The sequence below is a fragment of the Psychrobacter cibarius genome, assembly GCF_016107535.1.
Lineage (GTDB): Bacteria > Pseudomonadota > Gammaproteobacteria > Pseudomonadales > Moraxellaceae > Psychrobacter > Psychrobacter cibarius.
Window position 1 is genome coordinate 29,813 of sequence record NZ_JABASQ010000015.1, and the last position, 21,073, is coordinate 50,885.

General features: G+C 41.6%; 18 protein-coding genes. 11 read left to right on the top strand and 7 right to left on the bottom strand.

Features of this window, described 5'->3' with window-relative positions; all coding sequences use genetic code 11:
• Positions 1-48: 48 nt before the first annotated feature.
• Both sppA and JFC08_RS09520 read right to left on the bottom strand, forming a co-directional pair.
• Positions 49-1,104: a signal peptide peptidase SppA gene (gene sppA, locus JFC08_RS09515; protein WP_045451362.1), complete on the bottom strand. Its 1,056-nt coding sequence runs from the start codon at positions 1,102-1,104 to the stop codon at positions 49-51.
• A 206-nt stretch (positions 1,105-1,310) separates the two neighbouring features.
• Positions 1,311-4,286 carry a ComEC/Rec2 family competence protein gene (locus JFC08_RS09520; RefSeq protein ID WP_198330523.1) on the bottom strand — a complete coding sequence of 992 codons (2,976 nt, stop codon included), beginning with the start codon at positions 4,284-4,286 and terminating at the stop codon, positions 1,311-1,313.
• A gap of 323 nt (positions 4,287-4,609) precedes the next feature.
• Between JFC08_RS09520 and JFC08_RS09525 the strand changes: the two genes are divergently transcribed.
• Entirely contained in the window at positions 4,610-5,185 is a 576-nt protein-coding gene (locus JFC08_RS09525; RefSeq protein ID WP_045445416.1) for a DUF2062 domain-containing protein, read from the top strand.
• A 183-nt stretch (positions 5,186-5,368) separates the two neighbouring features.
• Here the strand turns inward: JFC08_RS09525 and JFC08_RS09530 are convergent, their stop codons facing one another.
• From JFC08_RS09530 to JFC08_RS09540, 3 genes are all read right to left on the bottom strand, one after another.
• On the bottom strand, positions 5,369-5,677 hold the full coding sequence (locus tag JFC08_RS09530) for a hypothetical protein (RefSeq protein WP_198330524.1): 309 nt from the start codon (positions 5,675-5,677) through the stop codon (positions 5,369-5,371).
• A 337-nt stretch (positions 5,678-6,014) separates the two neighbouring features.
• Positions 6,015-6,695, bottom strand: coding sequence for a lipoprotein-releasing ABC transporter ATP-binding protein LolD (gene lolD / locus JFC08_RS09535; RefSeq protein WP_045451357.1), 681 nt, complete (start codon positions 6,693-6,695; stop codon positions 6,015-6,017).
• A gap of 155 nt (positions 6,696-6,850) precedes the next feature.
• Positions 6,851-8,086: a lipoprotein-releasing ABC transporter permease subunit gene (locus JFC08_RS09540; protein WP_055123885.1), complete on the bottom strand. Its 1,236-nt coding sequence runs from the start codon at positions 8,084-8,086 to the stop codon at positions 6,851-6,853.
• A gap of 453 nt (positions 8,087-8,539) precedes the next feature.
• Between JFC08_RS09540 and JFC08_RS09545 the strand changes: the two genes are divergently transcribed.
• Positions 8,540-9,520: a hypothetical protein gene (locus tag JFC08_RS09545; RefSeq protein ID WP_198330525.1), complete on the top strand. Its 981-nt coding sequence runs from the start codon at positions 8,540-8,542 to the stop codon at positions 9,518-9,520.
• Between the two features lie 233 nt (positions 9,521-9,753).
• Here the strand turns inward: JFC08_RS09545 and JFC08_RS09550 are convergent, their stop codons facing one another.
• Positions 9,754-10,143: an SCP2 sterol-binding domain-containing protein gene (locus tag JFC08_RS09550; RefSeq protein WP_198330526.1), complete on the bottom strand. Its 390-nt coding sequence runs from the start codon at positions 10,141-10,143 to the stop codon at positions 9,754-9,756.
• An 858-nt stretch (positions 10,144-11,001) separates the two neighbouring features.
• Between JFC08_RS09550 and ccoN the strand changes: the two genes are divergently transcribed.
• The 6 genes from ccoN (at position 11,002) to JFC08_RS09580 (ending at position 17,252) form a co-directional block, all read left to right on the top strand.
• Positions 11,002-12,483, top strand: coding sequence for a cytochrome-c oxidase, cbb3-type subunit I (ccoN, locus tag JFC08_RS09555; protein ID WP_045445398.1), 1,482 nt, complete (start codon positions 11,002-11,004; stop codon positions 12,481-12,483).
• Between the two features lie 9 nt (positions 12,484-12,492).
• Positions 12,493-13,131: a cytochrome-c oxidase, cbb3-type subunit II gene (gene ccoO / locus JFC08_RS09560; protein WP_045445396.1), complete on the top strand. Its 639-nt coding sequence runs from the start codon at positions 12,493-12,495 to the stop codon at positions 13,129-13,131.
• The gene (locus JFC08_RS09565; RefSeq protein WP_010199605.1) at positions 13,131-13,313 is read left to right on the top strand and encodes a CcoQ/FixQ family Cbb3-type cytochrome c oxidase assembly chaperone; all 183 of its coding nucleotides are present in this window, start codon (positions 13,131-13,133) and stop codon (positions 13,311-13,313) included. The genes ccoO and JFC08_RS09565 overlap by 1 nt, the downstream gene beginning before the upstream one ends.
• On the top strand, positions 13,310-14,446 hold the full coding sequence (gene ccoP, locus JFC08_RS09570) for a cytochrome-c oxidase, cbb3-type subunit III (protein WP_198330527.1): 1,137 nt from the start codon (positions 13,310-13,312) through the stop codon (positions 14,444-14,446). The genes JFC08_RS09565 and ccoP overlap by 4 nt, the downstream gene beginning before the upstream one ends.
• A 479-nt stretch (positions 14,447-14,925) precedes the next feature.
• Complete coding sequence (gene ccoG, locus JFC08_RS09575; protein ID WP_198330528.1) at positions 14,926-16,335, top strand: cytochrome c oxidase accessory protein CcoG; 1,410 nt, start codon at positions 14,926-14,928, stop codon at positions 16,333-16,335.
• Positions 16,336-16,670: 335 nt separating this feature from the next.
• Positions 16,671-17,252, top strand: coding sequence for a FixH family protein (locus JFC08_RS09580; protein ID WP_087813718.1), 582 nt, complete (start codon positions 16,671-16,673; stop codon positions 17,250-17,252).
• Between the two features lie 139 nt (positions 17,253-17,391).
• On the opposite strand, the gene ttcA is transcribed toward JFC08_RS09580, so the two are convergent.
• Complete coding sequence (ttcA, locus tag JFC08_RS09585) at positions 17,392-18,552, bottom strand: tRNA 2-thiocytidine(32) synthetase TtcA (RefSeq protein ID WP_198330529.1); 1,161 nt, start codon at positions 18,550-18,552, stop codon at positions 17,392-17,394.
• Between the two features lie 429 nt (positions 18,553-18,981).
• Between ttcA and queC the strand changes: the two genes are divergently transcribed.
• The 3 genes from queC to JFC08_RS09600 all read left to right on the top strand — a co-directional run bounded on the left by queC (position 18,982) and on the right by JFC08_RS09600 (position 20,976).
• Positions 18,982-19,698 carry a 7-cyano-7-deazaguanine synthase QueC gene (queC, locus tag JFC08_RS09590; protein ID WP_167541684.1) on the top strand — a complete coding sequence of 239 codons (717 nt, stop codon included), beginning with the start codon at positions 18,982-18,984 and terminating at the stop codon, positions 19,696-19,698.
• A 236-nt stretch (positions 19,699-19,934) separates the two neighbouring features.
• Positions 19,935-20,264, top strand: a complete 330-nt coding sequence (locus JFC08_RS09595; protein WP_198330530.1) for a hypothetical protein — start codon at positions 19,935-19,937, stop codon at positions 20,262-20,264.
• A gap of 214 nt (positions 20,265-20,478) precedes the next feature.
• Positions 20,479-20,976, top strand: coding sequence for a peroxiredoxin (locus JFC08_RS09600; protein WP_198330531.1), 498 nt, complete (start codon positions 20,479-20,481; stop codon positions 20,974-20,976).
• The last annotated feature ends 97 nt before the right edge of the window (positions 20,977-21,073 follow it).

Genomic DNA, 21,073 nt, shown 5'->3' on the forward strand with positions numbered 1-21,073 from the left:
ACGCTCAGCCTCAACAATCATACACAGTAAATCTCAAACATAAAACGCTTAACGCATCTGCGCATTGCCTTCTTCTTGCGGTAAAACATCAAGGCTGACACTAGAGCCAATGCCCGCACCCAATTTAACAGCAAAGCGGTCCATGAATAATTGAAACGGATCTGTTGGGCTATAATTGATCACATTATCCAGCTCTAACTGCTTTTCTAAGCTAGCAATGCTGCCTTTCTTATCGGCTAAGCCAAGCTCAATCGACTGCTCGCCTGTCCAGAATAATCCTGAGAACAGCTTATTTTGTTCAGGATTTTTGAGACGATCACCGCGCCCTTCTTTCACTGCATTAATGAAATGCTTGTGGGTGTTGTCCAATACTTTTTCGACATGTTTTTCTTCATAATCCGTTAACGGACGTGACAAACTTAATATGTCTTTGTATTCACCAGCAGTAATCGTACGATCTTCTACGCCGACTTTATCCATCAAACCTTTGATGTTATAGCTTGGCATAATCACGCCGATCGAGCCAACCAAACTTGATGGATTCACATAAATCTCATCCGCCGCAGAAGCAATATAATACGCGCCAGAAGCACCCATATCACCAATCACTGCATAGAGTTTTTTGTCTGGATATTCTTTACGCAAATCCATCATAGTCTGCCAAATCTCATCAGACTGTACTGGTGAGCCACCAGGTGAATTGATATCCAAAGCTACCGCCTTTGAATTGCTGTTTTCAAAAGCACGGGTCAATGCCTCATTGACATCATAAGCGTTGGCCACATCGCCACTACTAATGACACCTTGTAGCTCAACCACAGCTAAATGTGGCTTACTCGTGTCAACACCATCTAAACCCGTTGGCGCGCTGCTGCTGCAACTACGACCAAGCGTCAGAAATATCAGTAAAATATAACCAAAGGTCAATAGTTTAAAAAAGATACTCCAGCGACGGGCGCGGCGTTGCTCGACCACACTAGCCAATAAAGTGTTTTCAAGCAATCGCCATTCTTGTCCACTCGGCTGGCTTGGCGGCGACATCGGTACTGGCTGATTTGCCGAATTGTCAGGACGTTTGTTAGGGTCTGGTGGCCAGTTGGGCATATAACTTCCTAAGTCAGAAACAGTCTAAAGCAATAAAAAGAGAAGATAGAAATACAGTCAGTAATAAGGAGCTGCTTCTCACTCCAAATACGGTCACAGTCATCTATATTCATAGGCTGCTAAGTATGGTGGTATTTCAATCATGGTTCAATAGTATAACTGGGAAATATCACTATATTGTAACATTGATTAGACAAGCGATATTTTTATGGCGTCATATTGGTCGTATCTACTGCCGGATTGAGAGACAACGTTGCTTCTGGCATTTTGTCATCATAAGTGATCATTTCATTGATTGTTTGACGATTTATAACCTCAGCAGTTATCTGTGATGTGCTATGTCCTAGCCATGTTACATTACGAAAAGTGCGTGGTTGCTCAAGGGGTTCGACTGAACATAATAATGTCCACATTTGCCAGATACGCTGATGAGTATCTGCATTTAATATCAGACGTGCCTGAGGCATATTGGCTTGATGAGTCGGTGGCTGGCTACTTGATGTGAGTGTTTGCGCAGTGGCAGGTATTGATTTGAGTGGATCAGCCGCATTATACTTTAATACCCTTATGGGCAAGCTGGCATCTATAGCCACCGTACAATCCCAAACACTCGGACTGTCTATTTTGCTCCACCCTGTCAATGCTTGTATGGACAAGTCACCATTGCCCAACTGCCATGTTTTGCCTTGTTCACAGCGTTGCACACTGATATTCGTCATGTCCTTGGGTTGGCTAGTGACTTTATAGGCTTGCTGAAATGCAGACCAACGATCAGAGCGTCCTGCTTGCCAATACTGACTAATAGGTAAATGCTGATTAAGCTGAAAAACCGTCAAAGGCAACAGCTCAGAAGCACTAGCATTAGAAGCTAAATACTTCTTATCAGTAGTAAGCGTATCCGTCAATCCAGCACTGCTACTCTGCACAACCATACCCTCTAGTATATCAACTGACAAGCTACCCAACTGCTGCGCCAATGTCATCGACAGCTTATTCGCCGTTAGATTACTGGGCATCGTTCGTGCAGCATTGGGTCTGTGGTCAGATAAAAATAGCCAGCTGATGTTTGTCTTATGCGTATTTGTTGTGGATGACTGCTCATTATTGACAACAGGATACTGCAACAAAGCAGCGCTTATATAGGGATCACCCGTTGATAAGATATACAAGGTCGGTATCGTCGTTAGTGATTGCTGATTGGCATATACCGTCATCATTAATAAGGTTAGCGGCGGCAGTGCCAGCCAACGACTGATAAATCCTCGTGGTAGTAGCCATGGCAACATACTTAATAGTACCATCAGCAATATGGCGACATTCACAGGAGTATAAAGCCACGCTTCTGACAATGCAGGTAATGAAGTTAACCACGTTATCAGTTCATGCAGTTTCGCGACAATGGCGCTAACGAGCAGCCAAATACTATCAGCAATAGCAGGTGATAAAAGATAGCAAAGCCCGGCCAACAGATTAAGCGGCACAATCACCCAACCAAATAAACCGATAGCAAACAGATTGATGACAAGACCCCATAGCGACGCCTTGCCAAATAATAACAATGTAATAGGTAATAAAGTAATAAATAGCCAAAATTGTAATTTAAATACACGTTTGCCTATTATCCAAACACGCTTGAATGCAGTCTCTACTACACTGGCATTATGAGCAGATGCCGTTTCTGATACGACAGCTGATTGCGTATATGACGTATCATCATATTTAAGGAGTAATGCCACTGCGATAAAAGATAGCCAGTACCCTGCCTGCCATAATACATAGGGATCAAGCCATGCCATCAATACTGCCAAGGCAAACAACACCCGCATCGTACTAACCGGCAATAATGTTAAACGTACCAAACCTATCGCGAATAACATCCATGCGGTACGAGCAGCAGGTACATCAAAACCAGTAAATAACGCATAAATAAAAGCAGCAGCGATCATCACCCACCAGCGCACTTGCCAACGCGGTACATAACGATAAATCCTTGGCCATAACCGATCAAAAAGCAACACCGCCGCACCCGCCAGCATAATCGCTAAAAACAACACATGAGTGCCAGAGATAGCCAGCAAATGTGAAATACCAGCCAGCTGATATAGATCTTTGGTCTCACGATTGATTAAACTGCGATCACCTGTGAGCAAACTTAAAGTGACCGCTTTTGCCTGTTGCGCTGCTGTGGTCTGTGTCGACCAATCTTGATAAAAATGCTGGCGTAATTGCCAACGCCCTTGATTAATATAAGTCTGAAAATGCTGAAGATATGAAGAAGAGGCAAACGCTGGCTCTAATACCTCAGTATTGGTGACAGTCGATGTGCCAACGGTCAATATATTAGCGACTCCATCAATATGACGACCTCGCAGCCAGCGATAACTGTCAAAACCAGATGGATTGCTCAACGCTTGCTCAGAGGTCGCCAGTGGTGCAAGGGCTAAACTCATAAACAGCTGATCGCCAGGTTGTAAATAATTTAAGCGGTCAAACGGATTGCTGTCCAAATTTTTCTTGGATGATTGTTTTGATGAATTTTTTGGATAACCATTGAGCAATACACGGTACGTGACATTTTTGCCGTTATTGTTATTTGAGTTATTTCTATATAGGTTGTTATTGCTTAGGCTATTATTTTCATCTATTAGAAAGTTACTGGTCATGGCATCTAAATCTTCAACCGCCAGCGCCGACACCAAGGGTGATATATCACTAATGACAGCAACTTGTCGATAGCCACTGTCCGTGGCGACGTCATAAACGCTGTCACTTATTCCTTCGAGGGTGACTAATGCTTGCACACGCATTGGCTCAGTGATTTCTGTTAATTCTGCTTGTTGATGGCTAATCAGGGCTTGCAGCGCACTGCCAATGATTAATCCAATTGCCAATACAGCAACTAAAACATGAGTCAAAATACGAAAGAAGAGTTTAGATTTATATGAAGTATTATGTGAAGAGAGATCAGCCGTATGTTGCGAAAAATGGCTGGGTTTTGCAGAAGGTACATTAAACTGGGCAATAACCATCAGGATAATAGCAAAAATAATGAGCAACAAAGATAAGGTGGGAGTATTTAATATATCCATTAACGGTGAACTAGTGGGTATCGCCATACTATCTGCGACTGCCAAAACGCCCATCATGGCGATAATAATCAAGCTACCAATCAACCAGTACACCAGCGCTCCTTGCTTGATGAGTTGAATATTAGTTTTTGCCTAAATAAAGCCATTTATTATGATAAACAGCCACTTAATATGACGAAAATGTACTGGAATGCTAAAACACAGGTTAATACTAAAGCCAGAAACAACAACTGATACGTCATGCAATAGCATTTATATAACTATTACCCTATACTGACTGACATATTGCGATGATGATAATCTGATATCATTATCCTATATATTCTCAGCTGTACACTTTATGAATAATATTACTTTATAGCAGACCATCAATGCGATTGAGCGGACTGTAGCTAACGATTACAAAAGGCGATCCTGTGCCCCAAAAACGTCTGAAAGACCTGCTTCCTACGCCAGAGAAAATCTTAGAAAGTCGCACCTTAAAACTGTTCGCACCGCATCTGGCTGATCCACGATTATGGCACTTTAATCGACATAGCTTAAATAAAGCGGTCTATATCGGGGTGCTTAGTGCATTTTTCCCATTGCCAGGGCAAATGCTACTGGCTCTAGTTGGCTCATTAATTTTTCGTGCCAATGTTCCCATGGCACTCGGCTTGACTTGGATTACCAATCCACTTACGAGCTTGCCCATCTTTTATGCAGGCTATTATATCGGTGCCAAAATCCTTGACGTACCGATGATTAGTCTGCGGCTTATCGGCAGGATGATTGCTGATTTTAGCTTATGGGCACTGTCAGATGGTGCAAATCCATTTATTACTTATCGCGGCACGGTATCGATTGCTGCTTTTTGCATAGGCTTGACGATCTTAGCGATTGTGACCAGCATCGTTTGTGGACTGGCATTTAAGGCGGTTTGGCGCTACAAAACCGTCGTGAGCTGGCAAAAACGTCAGCAAGAACCTTCTGATAAACCGCCTAAAATCTAATATATGTTGCTGTTATCAAGTCATGGTAACCATAACGTAGCGAACCACCCTTTACTTTCAACCATTCGCTAACGATAGCAATCTAGATCACCATCTATTATCGATTTTTCTATGCTATGTCTCGATATCACCTTAAGCTGGCTATGACCTAAAAACAAAAGCCATTTTCTTTGTTGATACCAGTCACTCTGCTTCTTTATTCTTTTCTATGGCAGCAAGGATGTTGTCCGTAAGGCTAGTGTCCATCTCGAAAACTTCAACCACTTTTTCATCTTTAAGTAATGTATAGCGTTTGCCCGTTGCACTTTCTTGAGCTTTTAGATCGTAATCAACGCCAGCCAAAGTAATGGCATCAAAAACGGGTGTTAATAGATCTATTTGTGCTTGTTTATCAATTGTCTCGAATAACGTCACATCCATATAGGGTTTTAAAGGTTCATTGCCTTCTTCGGCACTGCCAAAAGCAGCGATTGGGTCGTCATCTCTATCCATAATAATAATTCTTCTTTAATAAATTGGCGGCATTTTGCAGCCCCATTTTGCGTTTATTTTTATTACAAACTTAGTGTCTGTTGAACATAAATCTTGTCGTTCTAGGGTATATCCTCATTTAATAATGATGATAAAAGCAAGACAAATTGCCGTTAAACAAGAGAAATAACACAGATCATAGTGATATTAATCAGCAGTTCAGTTCAACGACGTTTGACAAATTTTAGCCCATGTAGATATCAATTGACTTAAATCAGGACACACCCTACTACTTAATAACCATAACCATTTACGCTATTAAAAATAAAGCGTTAAAAAATGCAGTGTTAAAAAACAGTTAATACTGCTCCCAATGACCATTACGTAGCAATAACTGACGATCTGCCAGCGCCGCGAGATTGCGATCATGTGTCACCATTAATAAGGCTGTTTGCATGGTATTTTGCAGCTCTGATAATAATCCAAACACGCTTTGCGCATTGTCATAGTCCAAATTACCAGTTGGCTCGTCTGCCAAAATGAGCGATGGCTTCGTAACCAAAGCACGGGCAATAGCCACACGCTGGCGCTCACCGCCCGATAGCTCACCAGGTCTATGCGCCAGACGATGCTCAAGTCCGACACTTTCTAGTATCGCAATTGCTTGCTCTCTTGCTGAAGTCGTTGAGACTTCTGGTCGCATCAGCAACGGCATAGCAACGTTTTCAATGGCAGTAAATTCGGCTAATAAATGGTGAAACTGATAAATAAATCCCAAATGCTTGTTACGCATGGCACCGCGCTCAGTTTCATTCATGCTATTTAACAATTGACCATGTAGCCAGACCTCACCGCTGGTTGGCGTATCAAGACCACCAAGCAAGTGTAGCAAAGTGCTTTTGCCTGAACCACTGGTGCCAACAATAGCGATGCGCTCGCCAGCATGGACAGTCAAATCCAAGCCAGTCAGTACTTGCGTACTAACCGCCCCTTCATCATATATCTTGTTGATATTTTTCGCCTCTAAAATGGCAGACATGGCTTTTCCTTTATTCTATTTATACTTGTATTGATGCTTTATTCAGTGCTACAAACAATTTATCAGCCTAAACTTGCATTAAAATTAATTTTACCTAACAAGCATTGGTAATAACTCAAACTGTATATAAAAACTTAAGCGACATATAAAATCATTTATTCATAACGCAACGTCTGTGCTGGCTGAATCTTAGCCGCTCGGCGTGCTGGATAAATGGTTGCCAAAAAGCTCAGTACGAAAGACGCACCTGTAATCAATACCACATCTAGTACACGCAACTCTGATGGCAAATAATTAACAAAATACGCATCAAACAAGTTCAAATTAAAGACTTGATTAATAAAGCCTAAAATATCACTCACTGTAAGCGCAAATATCACGCCCAGTATCGTACCAGCAATCGTACCAATCACACCGATGACCACGCCTTGCACCATAAACACTTGGGTAATCAAACGAGGGGATGCACCAAAAGTTTTTAGAATCGCAATGTCCGCTTTTTTGTCGGTAACGAGCATCACTAGACTTGAAACAATATTGAAAGCAGCCACTAGGATAATTAAAAATAGCAGCAAGCCGACCATGGCTTTTTCCATCTGAATCGCGCCAAATAGGTTGCCATGTGTTTGTGTCCAATCATTAGGATACAATTGCTGAGGGGCAATAGCGGCAGCTTTTTCTGCTGCCATCGGCGCGGTAAAGATGTCATTAAGCTTCATACGCACACCCTGCGCGCCATCTGGCAGACGCAACAGTTTTGCCGCATCACCCATCGGGATAAATGCCATGAGGCTATCCACTTCTGGACTGATGGTAAAAATACCTGTCAAGGTAAAGCGCTTGAATCGTGGTATCACGCCAGCTGGTGAAGGCGATGCCTCTGGCAGCACTAGCGTCACTTTATCACCCAGTTGCAGCCCTAGAGACTGTACCATCTCTTCACCTAGCACAATATTGAACTCACCACTTTGTAAAGTATCAATACTGCCTTGAACCATATGTTCATTGATAATAGAGACATCTTTTTCGTATTCAGGATCGACACCAGTGACCATAATCCCTGCAACCTGACCGTTTGACGTCAACATCCCTTGCAGTTGAATAAAGGGCGCTACAGCTGCCACTTCAGGATCTTCTTTAATTTTATCAGCCAATTGCTTCCAATCACTGATAATCTCGGTGGAAACGACCGTTGCTTGCGGGACCATACCCAAAATACGGGTTTTTAACTCCCGATCAAAACCATTCATGACTGATAGCACCGTGATCAATACGGCAACCCCAAGAGTCAAACCAATCATCGAGATAAGCGAGATAAAGGAGATAAAACCATTACTACGCTCTGCTCGGGTGTATCGTAAGCCGATAAACAACGCTAAAGGACGAAACATATTCAAACTCTTTATCTTATCTACGTGCGACTTTATATATACTATAAAACGAGCAACAGCAAATGCATCTCACACCTGCACTTGCCATAGTCACATATAAATCGAACACAAAAACAGGGTTTCAGACGAGCCAAAGACAGCCGTCAAAAGGGAGCTAGTTTGACACAATTTGGCTGATATGTGCCAGTCATTAGCAAAAACTGGACGTATTTTTTAATAAAAAACTGGCTTTTGTTACTATTTTTTATGAGGGGCTTGCTATTACTTGCGTCAATACCTATATATTGTATGCTAAGGACAATTGTCATTAACCATTCATTGTTGTTTGTTGACCCTTTACTGATGACAACGTTGCCAACTATCATAAATCTATCGTGTCAAATAGAGCCTTATGATAGCCAGCAATAGCCGTTTCAGGTCCAAACCTCACGCTGACTAATTTTGAGTATCTTCATGACCATTAATTATCAATATAAAAACGTCCAATCTCCCACCAAAATCACCATGACTGATGAGCAATCTGCAGGTCACGCCGATCATTGGAGTATTCTGACCGATGACATGAGTCATGACGTGCCAGAATGGCTACAAAAAATGATCGAAAAGGCGGCCATGCCTAAAGGCCTCAATAGCAATGTCAGCGCTCAAGACAGCTGCCTATTGCTGTCTGAAAACCAGCCTTGTCATATCAATCAAGTATTAGCCATGAAAAATGGCAAACCTGAATGCTTTATCAATGCTTATCCTTGTGTCGATAGCCCGTATGGACTCAATTGTAAGATTGAGCGCATCATTGCCAATGACAATTCACACGATGCTGTATTACGCTTGCGTACCGCTGATGGCAGTATTATTTACGCCTTTGACCAGCTTTATACCGCCAACCGTCATTTGTATCAACGCGATACGTCTTACTTCGTGAATTTTAGTGCTTGGGCACATGAAATCAAGCTAAGCGAGCAGCACGAAGTTATTATGGTAGAAGATCAAGAAGCCATTCGCTACCATCGTGCCTTTAACGATATCGTCGCCGCCAATGATGGTCAAATACCGGATGATCTACAAGAGCAAATCAAAGAGTGGAAGCCTGAGACCAAAGAACAAATGGCGCCAGTCGAGATTAACCTAGGTCATATGTGTGCTTATTTGTTCGGTGATACTCTGGGACAAGAAGACGAGGCATGGTGCCAAGGTCAAGTACTTGGCAAGCAAGAAACCCTCTTTAATGGCAAGCCCATTATCTTGTTTGATGTGGTAATACTACGTGAACAAGACGCCGATCCATTCGTGGTGCGTATTGGTGCGCTCAATACGACAGAGACTGCTTCTATTAACGTACATGACTATGTACAAGCGAATGTCTGGCTACAGGCAGCGATGTATAAAGAAAACCAAAAGTCACAAGATGCGACGGCGGCATCAAAAGCCAGCTAAACATTCAAGAAACTTAAGTCGTTTAATTAATTTAAATAGTCTAAGTAAGCAGCATCGCTAGGCATTCATTGCGACAATTACTTCTTCTTACTCATATTATCATTCGTAAAAAAGCTCCTAATATAAAATTAGGAGCTTTTTTGTGCTTTGCTTAGACAATATCGATAAAAAAAATCAATTGAAAAAGTGAAAGATATAGACTTAAGCCGTTAAGCCGTTAAGCCGTTAAGCCGTTAAGCCATCGTCGTCATAGATTTGACACGTTTGTACAATTCTTTTTGCTCAGCACTTGGACGTGCCGTTTGTACCGCCATCAATTGTGACATATCGCCTTCAACGCGAATTTTACCACTCATAAATGCGCCCATGATTTCGTTGGTATCAAAATCGGTGATGATTGATTGCAAGATACTACGGTCAAGCAATAATGTGGTGGTCGCATTATCATTCAAACCGCGATGCAATAGGCCATCAGCAAAGTTGGCTTCGATATCTCCATCGGTGTCAGACACTTTTAGGTTGATAACCATATTCGCCAGTGCTGGCGGCAAATTTAGCTCGCCTGCCTCATTACCCATTTGCTCAACTTGCTCAAACCACTCATCTGTCAAAAAAACTGCCATATTATTGTCCTTAATTGGTGTTATTTCAGGCTACCGTTGTTTGGCTCACTCGCCTGACTGGATATCAAGTGATAAAATAGTTGCTCATAATAGCAGTATAAAAACTGCTATCATCACTTATATTTAGCCTCATTATAAGGGTCGACTTGATGATAAGTAAAACTTATTTAGAGTGCTTATGCAGCCATTGTTACAAAAATACTGCTGGTCATGATATCTAAGCGCAGTAATTACTGTCCCTCTATCACCAAAATGTATTCCTAGAATCGTGATAAAATTGGGTATAAAATAGACAAATTGCACAGCTATAATAAGTTGCTTGCTAAGATTTTTACCAAAGAGTTTGTATTTTGCCGCATAGTTCTGATGATATTTGATTAGGATTGCGTTACAATACCCTTAAACAGAGTCGGGAGTTTTAACTAAACATTACGCAAACATGTTTTTTTGTCAGCCGCCGCTAGCATACGTCTATGGTCAGTACCTTTTTATGGCCCTATGGATATTGGTATCTATCTTCATTAGTACAGCATTTTTGGTAATAATTAAGATAAATACTTCACCTCTTTAGATGTTTGATGCTCAAAAACGGCGCATCTTCTTATTCACCTTAATGATTTATTAACAATCCTACTATCGACCAGCTGTGAGTGTCGTGCGTTTAAAACGCCTTTATGCCTCAATACCAGCTGATATAGCGAAAGCTTAGATTGATAGTTAATAATATTATGGTGATAAGCGAGCCAAAAAACAGCATGTACCGCGATTCTATTTTATCTGACTATTACTTTTATGATGCAGATAGCGCGGAGAGTTAGTTAATTCTGTTGATAATTCGGGCTGTAAAGGAATCATCCAATGAGTTTACAAAACACAGCAGTCGCCCCAGTTGACCGTGAGTACGAAATTACTATCGTAAGATTCTTTACGATAATGGCCGTGGTATGGGGCATCGTCGGCATGAGTATTGGTGTGTTCATTGCTTCACAGTTAGCATGGCCATCACTTAACTTTGACATTCCATGGCTGACATTTAGTCGTTTAAGACCGCTACATACCAATGCGGTCATTTTTGCGTTCGGTGGCTCTGCCCTGTTCGCAACGTCTTACTATATTGTTCAGCGTACCTGTAAGACAAGGTTATTTGCGCCTTATTTAGCTTGGTTTACCTTTTGGGGTTGGCAAGCCGTTATCGTATCAGCGGTTATTACCCTACCTTTAGGTTTAACATCGACCAAGGAATACGCTGAGCTTGAGTGGCCAATCGATATTTTGATTGCTCTGGTATGGATATCTTATGCCATTGTTTTCTTCGGGACACTCATCAAACGCAAAACCTCACATATTTATGTGGCCAACTGGTTCTTTGCCGCTTTTATTATTACGATTGCATTACTACATATCGTAAACAGCATGGCGATTCCTGTTAGCGCATTTAAGTCTTACTCGTTATTTGGCGGTGCGACCGATGCGATGGTGCAGTGGTGGTACGGACATAACGCGGTAGGTTTTTATCTAACGGCAGCTTTCTTAGGAATGATGTATTACTTCGTTCCAGTACAGATTGGTCGTCCTATTTATTCTTATCGTTTGTCTATCGTTCACTTTTGGGCATTGATTGCGTCATATATGTGGGCTGGTGGTCACCATTTGCATTATTCAGCGCTTCCAGATTGGACGCAGTCTCTAGCAATGGTATTCTCAATCATCCTGTTTGCACCATCTTGGGGTGGTATGATTAACGGTGTGCTAACACTATCAGGTAGTTGGGATAAATTACGTACCGATCCGATCATTCGCTTTATGATTGTGGCATTGTCGTTCTATGCGATGTCAACCTTTGAAGGTCCAATGATGTCGATTAAGACAGTGAATGCGTTATCGCATAACACGGATTGGACAGTCGGTCACGTACACTCAGGTGCACTTGGTTGGGTAGGTATGATTACCATTGGTTCGCTATATGTACTGTTACCACGTATCTATAACAAACCAAAAATGTATTCTATCAGCTTAATCACCACGCATTTTTGGTTGGCGACAGCGGGTACTATTTTCTATATCGTATCTATGTGGATTTCAGGTATTGGCCAAGGCATGATGTGGCTAGCTACTAATCCAGACGGTACGTTGGTATATAGCTTCGTTGATACAGTTGAGTTCTCACATTTCCCATATATTGGTCGTGCTTTTGGTGGCCTATTGTATGTATCGGGTATGTTTGTGATGGCATATAACGTTTATAAAACACTTAAAATGCCAGAAGGTAAGCCTGTCGATATCGCAGATCCTACTGATCATGAACCTAGTGTTGATAAACCTTCAGCAGCTAACGTATAAGGAGCGATCATGTCTGGTACACCGCATGAAATTATTGAAAAAAATACAGGCTTGTTGGTTATCGGTATCGTTATTGCTATTAGCTTTGCAACGCTAGTTGAAATCGTACCATTGATATATGACAACAAGGGTCCTGAAGAAGGTGGGGTGAATGCTCCCCTGCCCTCTATGGAGCCATGGACTGCACTAGAATTTGAGGGTCGTGACATCTATATTCGTGAAGGTTGTCACGTTTGTCATACTCAGATGATTCGTCCACTACGTGCTGAAGTTGAACGTTATGGACCTTACTCACGTGCTGCTGAATCTACGTGGGATCACCCTTTTCTTTGGGGTTCAAAACGTACTGGACCTGATCTAGCACGTGTTGGCGGTCGTTATTCTGAAGACTGGCAAAAGCAGCATTTGATTGCGCCACGTTCACTAGTACCTGAATCAGTAATGCCTGGCTTCCCGTGGCTTGCTACCAACGAAGTGAATGGTGAAAACGTTCAAACTAAAATGCGTCTATTCCGTGATCGCTTTGGTGTACCTTACACTGAAGAAGATATCGAAGGAGCACCAGATGCTGTACTTGGTGCCACTGAACTTGATGCTTTGGTTGCTTATCTACAGCAACTGGGCACCGCGATGGAAGGACAGCGCTAATGGGTATTGGTGAATTACAAACAATTGCGACCGTTTCTGCCTTTGTTGCCTTCGTAGGTGTTGCATGGTGGGCGTATTCGCCAAAAAACAAAAAACGCTTCGAAGAAGATGCACAACTTGCGCTTGATGACGAGGATATAAAATCTCTGTCTGAAGAGCAGCGCAATAAGGATAAACGATGACATTTTTTTGGAGTTCTTGGATTACCATACTAAGTATCATGTGTTGGGCTGCTATCCTCGGTGTCTTACTAATGGTATTGAAGTACAAGCCAGAACTAGAAGATGACGGTACGACAGGCCACGCTTATGATGGTATCAAAGAGTACGACAAGCCATTACCTAAATGGTGGCTCGTAATATTTTTTGGCTCTATCGCTTGGGGTGTTGCCTATTGGGTATTTTTCCCAGGTATTTTCCCATCAAAATGGGAAGGTATTGCCACTGTAGAAGTCGATGGTGAAACGGTACCGTGGACCTCTAAGAACGAGCTATATAGCGAGCTTGAGAGTAATAACAAAGTATTTACGGATAACTTTGAGAAAAATATTTTAGCAAAAGCGGATGCTAGTGGTGCGACACAGACCTTAGCGACACTTGCTGAGTTACAGGCAACGATGCGCCGCAGTGAAACACCACCAGCAGATCTGCAAGCTCAAATTGATGAGAAAACTGCAGAACTATCCCCTTATGTAGAAAAGCTTTCAGAAAACCCGAATGCTTTAAAAGTTGGTAGTCGTTTGTTCTTACAGAACTGTGCAGTCTGTCATGGCTCTAACGCCAAAGGTGCGGTAGGCTATCCAAATCTAACTGACAATGACTGGTTATATGGCGGAGAAGCGTCAAACATTTTGACCACGCTACATAAAGGTCGAGTTGGTGGTATGGCTGCATGGCGTGATCAAATCGGTGAAGATGGGGTACGTGCGGTATCTGAATACGTGCTGTCAATATCTGGCAACCAACCTGGTTACGAGCTTGATAAAGCTCAAGTCGCTCAAGGTGAGGCCATCTTTAATGAGCCGACTAACTGTGTACTTTGTCATGGCGCAGATGCCAAAGGTATGACTTCTACTGGCGCGCCAAACTTGACAGATAACATTTGGTTATATGGTGGTGATCGTGAGACCATCCGCGAAACCTTACGTTATGGTCGTGCTGGTGTGATGCCTGAGTGGGAAACAAAACTGGGTAATGAGCGTATTATGCTGCTTGCAGCTTATGTTTACTCATTATCAGACAAAACCCCTCAACCTGCTGCTAAAGCACCAACCGCTACTCAAGTAGCAACCACTGTAGAAACGACGGCTAACTAATATTTAAAGATGGTTGTCATAGCATCAGTGGATAAGATTTGATAAAGGGAGAACTGTTATTGCAGTTCTCCCTTTTTTATAAATTCTTTGATGAGAGTTTATTAACTGCTACCGCATTATCAAAATTTGAGTAGCCAATGAAATGCGGTTTAATACTGCAGATAGCACGACCAACATATCGATCATTATGCTGATATATTGATTTGTTTTTAAGATTATTACCCCATTTATAATAGGGAGAATGCTAAAATGACAGTACATAAAAACCACTTATTAGTGGCGAATTTAGAAGATAGTCACCCATTCTCATTAAGTTATTTGCAATCGATCATTTGGTAGATGGGTTAAAATATTTTTCTGTTTAACATTTTATCCGCTACTTACTGACATTGATAACATCACACACTCATACATCTGATGATTAAAGATGTTTGTTCATCATGCCAGCAAACTGATTCTTTTTTAAAAGAGGCACGTTTATGTCAGCACCACAACCCAATAAAATCCCTGTACAGCAAATTGACCTTGATGCGACCAAGCATCGAGTTCATCCTAGGTTTGTCACCGGTTTTTATCAAAACATTCGTGTCGTCACGATGTATGCGCTTTTAGCCGCTTTTCTGCTGTTGCCATGGTTACGTTATAATGGTAGGCAAGCCATATGGCTTGATGTTCCGTCGCAGCATTACTATGTTTTTGGCATGACTTTTTTGACCCAAGATTTTTACTTCATTGCCGCCTTTGCGATTATTGCCGCATTCACTTTATTCATGGTGACTGTGTATGCGGGGCGTGTTTGGTGTGGCTATGCCTGCCCTCAGACGATTTGGACACATCTTTATCAATATGTTGAAAAATGGGTGATTGGCGATCGCAACAAACGTATCAAGTTTGACAAAGAACCGATGAGCGCAAAAAAAGCCTTTAAACGTTCTTTGGTATATTTTATTTGGTTGGTATTTTCAGTAATTACCGCGGCAACCTTTGTCAGTTACGTCGCTGGAACAGATTATTTATATCAAAGCTGGCAAACCATTGGTTTTATTACCATTCCTGATTGGCCAACATGGGTATGGGTGTCGATGTTTATTTTCACCTTTGCTACCTACGTCAATGCAGGTTATATGCGTGAGCAGATGTGTATCCAAATCTGCCCATACGGTCGTTTTCAAAGCGTCATGTTTGACAAAGATACGCTGGTCGTATCTTACGATTATGAGCGCGGTGAGCCTCGCGGGGCACGAAAAAAAGGCACCCATCCTGAACATTTAGGCGACTGTATTGAATGCACCATGTGCGTGCAGGTATGTCCGACTGGCATTGATATTCGAGATGGTTTGCAAGTCGCTTGTATACAGTGCGCGGCTTGTATTGACGCTTGTAATGAAATTATGGATAAAGTCGGGTATCCACGTGGACTCATTCGTTATACGACAGAACGACAGTTGTCAGAAAAAGAAAATACCCGCGTCATCAGTCCACGTTTATTTGCTTATTTAGCCGTTATTACTATTTTATGTGGTGGCGTTATTTATGCATTGACGGACCGTGTACCGTTAGAGATTGATATTCGCCGTGACCGTAACCAGTTGTCCTCAGTGAATAATCAAGGCATGATTGAAAACAGCTATATCGTCAAGCTGACTAATAAAACACAAGAGCCGCATACCTATACAATAACCCTTGCTCCACAAGAAGGTTTGAGCTTGGAGCTGCGGTTCAATGATGTACCATTAGAAGCAGGTGAAAGCTTTGATATGCCTGTGAGTATTTATGGCGATCCTAAGGTTATCGATTTTGAACAAACATCAGTGACCCTAAATGTGACCAGTGAAGATGGTCAGTATAAAGTCAGTAAACAAAACGTATTTACTACTCAAGGGCAGTAGGTTTTTATAAGCGATTGATAGCTTAGCTAGGGCGGGTCCTCATTTTAAAAGTGGTAATAGAAATGCAATAAATGGCAGCTAAACTGGGAAAATAGTGCAGATAGTATCGGCATATTAACCAGCTGTTTGGCAAAATTTAACCATTTTTAATCCATTTAGGTGCTTTCATTCAGATTGAAGACACGCCCTAGTATATAATTCTATATTTCACCTGTGAGTCAGTGGCTAGCAGGTGGACGATTTATCATTAAACTGGCAGCTGTTTCGTTGTCAGCTTATCCATTGATACAGTTTATAGATATCTGATAAACAGATATCTGATTAATAGGTATTTTATGTCTACTCCAGCATCAAATTTTAAGCATCAAGATACTCAGCCATGGTATAAGAATTACATGGTGGTTATTTTTGTTATTGGCATGCCAGCATTTGTCGTAGTGGCCTGTATCTTTTTTGTTTATTACTCTTATCAAATTCGGGATAGCGTGGTACGTGACGACTGGTATATGGATGGTAAGACGCTTTATCATGATGTGTCACGTGACAAATTGACTTATGACTTAGATTTGCACGGCGAAATGCAGTTTGCAGATAATGGTGATGTTGTATTCTATCTAAATTATCCTGAACAGAGTCTGCAATCAGGTAAACTGCTGAATGGCAATCCTCTGGCTTATCCTGAAAAACTAGATCTGTCTATCTCACATGCAACCGATATCAAAAAAGATCACGATGTCGTCCTACAGCATGTCGAGGGCAATAAATACAGTGCGCAGGTAGATATAGATCCTCTAAAAGCAAAATATTATCTACAAGTAAGTAGTGATGGTAAAGATGACTGGCGTATGCAAGATGTGGCGAAATTACCACGTTCAAAAGTTAGCTTTGACCCATTACCTGTTTTTGCAGAAAGTTGATTTTACCAATCTTGCTATTATAAGCATGATTAATAATTGATTTATTAACACATAAAAAAACCAGCCATTAGTAGATAATGAGCTGGTTTTTTATAGCCAATTTAAAGGTTTTAGCGATAGCTGGTTCAGTATAGAACCATCAAATAACCGGATTAATCGTTGGGATTTTTTGCGTGATACGATTATCTGCTGTCGCTTTATCTGATTCTGGCAGTTGCTGTTTATCACTCATAAACTTCGGATTGAACGCTTGAGTTTTTGGCGATACAGGTAAGCCAATTTCCGCCAAGCTCTCGGTCTGGCCAGCTTGGATGTTATCTCCTTCAAACAAACGTTCATTATCATCACGATCAAGACTTAACTGCTCAAAATCAAACAATTCACGGTCTGCTAGTTGCGACGGTGCGACGTTTTGCATGGCTTTAAAAATAGAGGCCAAACGCTGTGGGTGGGCATCATCCCATTCCCGCAACATATCGTTGATAATGGCTCTTTGTAAGTTGGTTTGGCTGCCACATAAGTTGCATGGAATAATTGGAAATTCTTTTAAGCGAGCATATTCAATGATGTCTTTTTCTTCGACATAAGCCAATGGACGAATAAGTAGGTTTTGCTTGTCGTCACTGAGCAATTTCGGTGGCATCGATTTAAGAGTGCCACCATGAAATAAATTCAAAAAGAAAGTCGCCAATATATCATCGCGATGATGACCCAGCGCAATTTTGGTTGCGCCAATCTGCTTAGCAAAACCGTATAATGAGCCGCGGCGCAGACGTGAACACGCCGAGCAATAAGTTTTGCCTTCTGGCACCACGCTCTTAACGATACTATAAGTGTCTTTTTCTAAAATATAGTGAGCAATGCCCTGCTCGTTCAAATACGCTGGCAAAATATCTTCAGGGTAACCGGGTTGCTTTTGATCGAGATTGACCGCGACGATATCAAAGTTAATCGGGGCGATGCGCTTGAGTAACAGTAAAATATCCAGCAAGGTATAGCTGTCTTTACCACCTGAAACACAGACCATCACCACATCGCCGTCTTCGATCATATTAAAATCACGAATCGCCCAAGAAACTTGTCTACGCAGCTTCTTTCGCAGTTTACGGAACTCTGCTGATTCAGTAGACGTTGACGGTGCAGCGGCGATACTGTCTTCATTTGTATGATCGTCAGCAACATCCTCATATTCCATACTATCGCCATCAGTGTCCCAAGCATGATTATCCAAACCTGTATCAGCTGACATATCATCGATTTCAGGCGTAATTTGTGGCGTAAACAAGGTTGCTGCGGTCATAAGTTACTCAATATCTTTACAAGGAAATTTTGCTAAAAAATGGAAGGATAAAGCCTTTAGCAAGGAGGTAATAGTACAGTGGCTCTAAAAGCAGCGATTATAACAAAATTTGCTAACAGATTGAAAAGATGAGATTCAACTATCAGATTAAATATTCAGTCTTTTTTATGGCTTAGCTCAAGGCATGCTGAACATTCGACCATAGCACTGCTGATAGCTCCACCCTTTTATAAAAAATTTCTCATTTGAGCTGATTAAGGTTTCATATCGTATTTATAATGGCTTCGTGGTTCTGTAATGAGCGTATTTTTGCTAAAATAGGCGTTTTTCGCAAACCCATTTCGCAAACCAATAATAGATACCACTATGACTAATGTTACTTCGCAAAGCGCCTCTAATAATCAAGCCTTCGATACTGACTTAAATGCTCTGCATAAAAGCCAAAATGCCGTTGTGCTGCTGTCAGGTGGGCTTGATTCGGTGACTTGTTTGTATTGGGCCAAGGCACGTTATGCGTCGGTGACTGCGGTCAGTTTTAATTATGGTCAACGCCACAATAGTGAACTGGTCGCGGCAAAAGCCATCGCTGAGACTGCCGAGGTCAATCATAGAATTATTGATATTGATATCGCTCAGCTTGGTGGCTCTTCGCTGACAGATCACAGTATGATTGTTCCTGATGGCGATACGGATAAGTTTCCTAACAAAAAGCGTGATGAGATTGATAACGACGCTATTCCCAACACTTATGTGCCTGCGCGTAATACGATATTTTTGTCTTATGCGCTAGCCGTTGCTGAAGTGACCGATGCCAATCATATCGTCATTGGCGTCAGCTCAGTCGATTACTCAGGCTACCCCGACTGTCGTCCAGAGTATATTGCCGCCTTCGAGCATATGGCCAATCTTGCCACCAAAGCGGGCGTTACCGGTCATCATTTATCCATTCAAACGCCATTACAGCAACTGTCAAAAGCAAAAACCATTGAGCTTGGATTGTCATTGGGCGTCGATTATGGGCAAACCATATCTTGCTACCAAGCCGATGCACAGGGTCTTGCTTGCGGTGTATGTGATAGCTGTGCCCTACGCCGTCAAGGATTTGCTCAGGCTGGCATCACTGACCCAACCCATTATCAATCTTAATGAACGATGGGATTGCACTTGCATGAAAGCGTGATAGCAATCAACATTAGCGAAACATTCGCTTGCATTAACACAGCACGCCGCCGTTGTATTTTAACTCACATACTTGTTATGGTATGAGCGATTGCATTTATCACAAGATATAAGTAACCACATTAGTCAACGAACTATGAGTACTTTTGCTTTACTTTGAGTACAAAATTTAGAAAATTGATGTTACCCGTAAGAGGATATTTATGAAGTTGTTGCCATTATTACCCCTAGCTTTAGCTGCCATTTTTGTGATGCCACAAGCAAACGCTGCCGATATTAAGCAAAATAACATCAATACCTGCGTTAATGGTGCGGTCAAATATAAAGTCGCTGACAAAGACGATGCGACCAAACTATGCAATTGCACTATCGGTGTGCGTAGCAACATGACCATCGGTCAGATGTGGGAAATTGAGAGCTATGCCCAAGACAAAAAAGATCCGTCTGGACTGCCTTACGTCAAAAAAATGCAAAAAGATTTGCAGCAATGCACCGTTGGCTTAGATTTAAAACAGCCACAAAAACCAGCGTAATACACATCTCGTTTGATATACAAAAGACTGGCTATTGCCAGTCTTTTTTGTTGTCAATACAGGCGCAAAGTGTAAAACTGATTATGAATCGCTGCTAATCTGCTTATAATAAGCACACAGCATAGATTATCAATCGACATAAGCACTTACATAAGCACTTACATAAGCACTGATATAAGTACTGACATAAACAAAAACGAATAAGGATTTTATAATGGCAAAACCAACCACAGAAAACCTAACCTTACCTGACTTTCCAGTGATGATAGTACGAAAGCTTGCCGGCAACTTCATCCATGATGAAATCAATCTCAAAGAGATGATTGCCAATACTGATAAAGGACTTATTTTGTACTTTTATCCAAAAGACAGTACGCCAGGCTGTACCACTCAAGCAACCGAATTTACTGCTCATCTCCATGAGTTTGATGATTTAGGCTATGACATTATCGGCGTCTCACGTGATAGTGTTGAATCTCATGAGAAATTCATCACCAAATATGATTTAAACATTGCCCTTATCAGCGATACTGACGAAAAATTATGCCAATACTTTGACGTTATTAAAGAAAAAAATATGTACGGCAAAATAACGTTAGGGCTGGTCCGTTCAGCCTTTGTCTTTGATAAAGATGGCACGCTCACTCATGCTCAGCGAAATTTACGTGCCAAAGGCTACACTGAACGTTTGCTTGAAACCTTAGCTCCTTAACCAATAAAGCCAAGAATCATAAAAAGCATTTTAAAATAGACGATAATAATCATTACGATAAACGCTGGATATCAGAGGCTAAAAGTAGTTTTTTAAT

What these genes read in the sequence shown, in the direction of transcription:
- sppA (WP_045451362.1), bottom strand. Translation starts at nt 1,104, where the DNA reads ATGCCCAACTGGCCACCAGACCCTAACAAACGTCCTGACAATTCGGCA.
- JFC08_RS09530 (WP_198330524.1), bottom strand. Translation starts at nt 5,677, where the DNA reads ATGGATAGAGATGACGACCCAATCGCTGCTTTTGGCAGTGCCGAAGAA.
- lolD (WP_045451357.1), bottom strand. Translation starts at nt 6,695, where the DNA reads ATGTCTGCCATTTTAGAGGCGAAAAATATCAACAAGATATATGATGAA.
- JFC08_RS09540 (WP_055123885.1), bottom strand. Translation starts at nt 8,086, where the DNA reads ATGTTTCGTCCTTTAGCGTTGTTTATCGGCTTACGATACACCCGAGCA.
- JFC08_RS09545 (WP_198330525.1), top strand. Translation starts at nt 8,540, where the DNA reads ATGACCATTAATTATCAATATAAAAACGTCCAATCTCCCACCAAAATC.
- JFC08_RS09550 (WP_198330526.1), bottom strand. Translation starts at nt 10,143, where the DNA reads ATGGCAGTTTTTTTGACAGATGAGTGGTTTGAGCAAGTTGAGCAAATG.
- ccoN (WP_045445398.1), top strand. Translation starts at nt 11,002, where the DNA reads ATGAGTTTACAAAACACAGCAGTCGCCCCAGTTGACCGTGAGTACGAA.
- ccoO (WP_045445396.1), top strand. Translation starts at nt 12,493, where the DNA reads ATGTCTGGTACACCGCATGAAATTATTGAAAAAAATACAGGCTTGTTG.
- JFC08_RS09565 (WP_010199605.1), top strand. Translation starts at nt 13,131, where the DNA reads ATGGGTATTGGTGAATTACAAACAATTGCGACCGTTTCTGCCTTTGTT.
- ccoP (WP_198330527.1), top strand. Translation starts at nt 13,310, where the DNA reads ATGACATTTTTTTGGAGTTCTTGGATTACCATACTAAGTATCATGTGT.
- ccoG (WP_198330528.1), top strand. Translation starts at nt 14,926, where the DNA reads ATGTCAGCACCACAACCCAATAAAATCCCTGTACAGCAAATTGACCTT.
- JFC08_RS09580 (WP_087813718.1), top strand. Translation starts at nt 16,671, where the DNA reads ATGTCTACTCCAGCATCAAATTTTAAGCATCAAGATACTCAGCCATGG.
- ttcA (WP_198330529.1), bottom strand. Translation starts at nt 18,552, where the DNA reads ATGACCGCAGCAACCTTGTTTACGCCACAAATTACGCCTGAAATCGAT.
- JFC08_RS09595 (WP_198330530.1), top strand. Translation starts at nt 19,935, where the DNA reads ATGAAGTTGTTGCCATTATTACCCCTAGCTTTAGCTGCCATTTTTGTG.
- JFC08_RS09600 (WP_198330531.1), top strand. Translation starts at nt 20,479, where the DNA reads ATGGCAAAACCAACCACAGAAAACCTAACCTTACCTGACTTTCCAGTG.